The following is a 1,736-nucleotide window of genomic DNA, read 5'->3' on the forward strand; positions in this document are numbered from 1 at the left end:
TGAAGAAGGAGACAGGAGACAGCTATACTGGAGACAGGAGGAAAATTACATGGGGATTCGCTCCCCCAAGTAATGCGTGAACACCCCCGTTGACGGTGGGGTATTAAACCCACAAAGAAAATGATAAAATACCCAACATAATTTTATAAGGGCGTGGAATAGACTTGTTGCTTTATAACTTAAAAATTCCCCAAAAACCTTGTTCTGTAAGGATTGTAGTTATTGGATGGCAAAAATGCTGGGAATTATTGCTCTGTCTAGGTTAGAGTGATTTTTTCCCTTGATTTAGCGACAACTCTAATGTCTCACCCATCATTAGGCTATTTTATCCATAGTTATACTTCTTTTTTTTCTATTTCCCTAATATTCAACCGAGAAAATAATGATAAATTTGCCAACTTAGAGACGGTTGATTGATAGAAAAAGTAGAGTATGTGGTGATAGCATTTATTATGTATTCAAGCATTTATGGAAGTTTGGCCATCACACACTGTAACAATGGAGTGTGTTATACCAAATTAATAAATTTTTGCTACAAATAAATAGGTTATTTCTTAGGAATAAACCCACCTCTAACCTTTCTCAGGAGGGGAAGTCAGGAGTCATAATAAATAGCTTTGATACCATTTATTAGGTCATAATTGATATTTTTACTCCAAGAGACATCTCCTATAAAGTCATTTAATTGTTCTGATTATTCGTAAAATTATTTTTCCAAATTGATATTACTCCCTTCCCGCTATCAGATTACCTAACAATTGACTAAGGCATAAATATGGTGAATTATATTTTGAATTTGTTGTGCTGTTTGAAGCTGATTGAATTCAAAGTATTTTTCATGCCTTATATTGAATTTGTTCCATATTTACACCCAAGGGAAGATGATGCAGTAGTTTCATTCTTAACAGATGAATAATATATTCAGCTAGATTAAAATTAGGAGAATAACTCGGAGTATCAATAAAATCTACCACAATTTTATCTGACATTTTGAGTTCCAAAAGATGTGCAAGTAATTGAGTTCTCATTTTCTTTTTATCTGTGGAATTATTATCTAAAATAATAGTCAGTTGATCAAATCCATTTTTGACACAAAAAAGACACAGTTGTCAAAAATAATCTGAAACATCCTCCGATGAGCAATTTTTCTTTTAACTGGAAATACTCTTGACCTGTCAAAGTATCTACGGCAATCATCCCTTTCAATTTCTTTCTCTTTCCTTTCTGATTACTGAGTACTTTTTGCCCTGTGTTTTTTTCTGCCCATCCGTAAAAAATACTGGGACGTTCATCAACAGCAAATTCGTCAAAAAATACTATTTTTTTCTTTTTATTCTTGAGAAGAGAGTTTTTTTTTAAGTTTGATATCAATGTTTTTTGCTCTTTTTTGTGAGCATTAGCATCATCTCTATGTGCTTTTTGATTTGACTTATTTAACTCCTTGAGTATTTCATAAATTCTGGTTGTTTTTAACTTCACTCCCCATCTTGACTCGAGCACAGTACTAATAATTTGGCCTGTTCATATATTTCTATCCATGGCATAGTTTCTGGGTAATTCTTCCCTAAACATTCTTTTTAATTCTTGTTTTTGTTCTCAATTTAATCTGGAAGATACTTGATGACAAATTGGTTTGGTTAATTCATTTAACCCTGCTTCCAGAAATTTATCTATCCAAGTTGATCAAGTTTTGTAATTACAATTTAATAATTCTGATACTTCTATTCTACTTTTTC

2 protein-coding genes are annotated in these 1,736 nt (G+C 32.1%); both read right to left on the minus strand.

Annotation, left to right across the window (positions count from 1 at the left end):
* Positions 1-836: 836 nt before the first annotated feature.
* A complete protein-coding gene (locus F6K18_RS36060) occupies positions 837-989 on the minus strand; it encodes a hypothetical protein (protein ID WP_287528168.1) in 153 nt (50 codons plus the stop codon).
* An 85-nt stretch (positions 990-1,074) separates the two neighbouring features.
* On the minus strand, positions 1,075-1,500 hold the full coding sequence (locus tag F6K18_RS36065; RefSeq protein ID WP_287528170.1) for a hypothetical protein: 426 nt from the start codon (positions 1,498-1,500) through the stop codon (positions 1,075-1,077).
* Between the last annotated feature and the right edge of the window lie 236 nt (positions 1,501-1,736).

The sequence above is a fragment of the Okeania sp. SIO2C2 genome, from assembly GCF_010692625.1.
Classification (GTDB): domain Bacteria; phylum Cyanobacteriota; class Cyanobacteriia; order Cyanobacteriales; family Microcoleaceae; genus Okeania; species Okeania hirsuta.

Bases quoted from the DNA above. Each gene is read 5' to 3' on its own strand.
- F6K18_RS36060 (WP_287528168.1), bottom strand. From the start codon at position 989: ATGTCAGATAAAATTGTGGTAGATTTTATTGATACTCCGAGTTATTCT.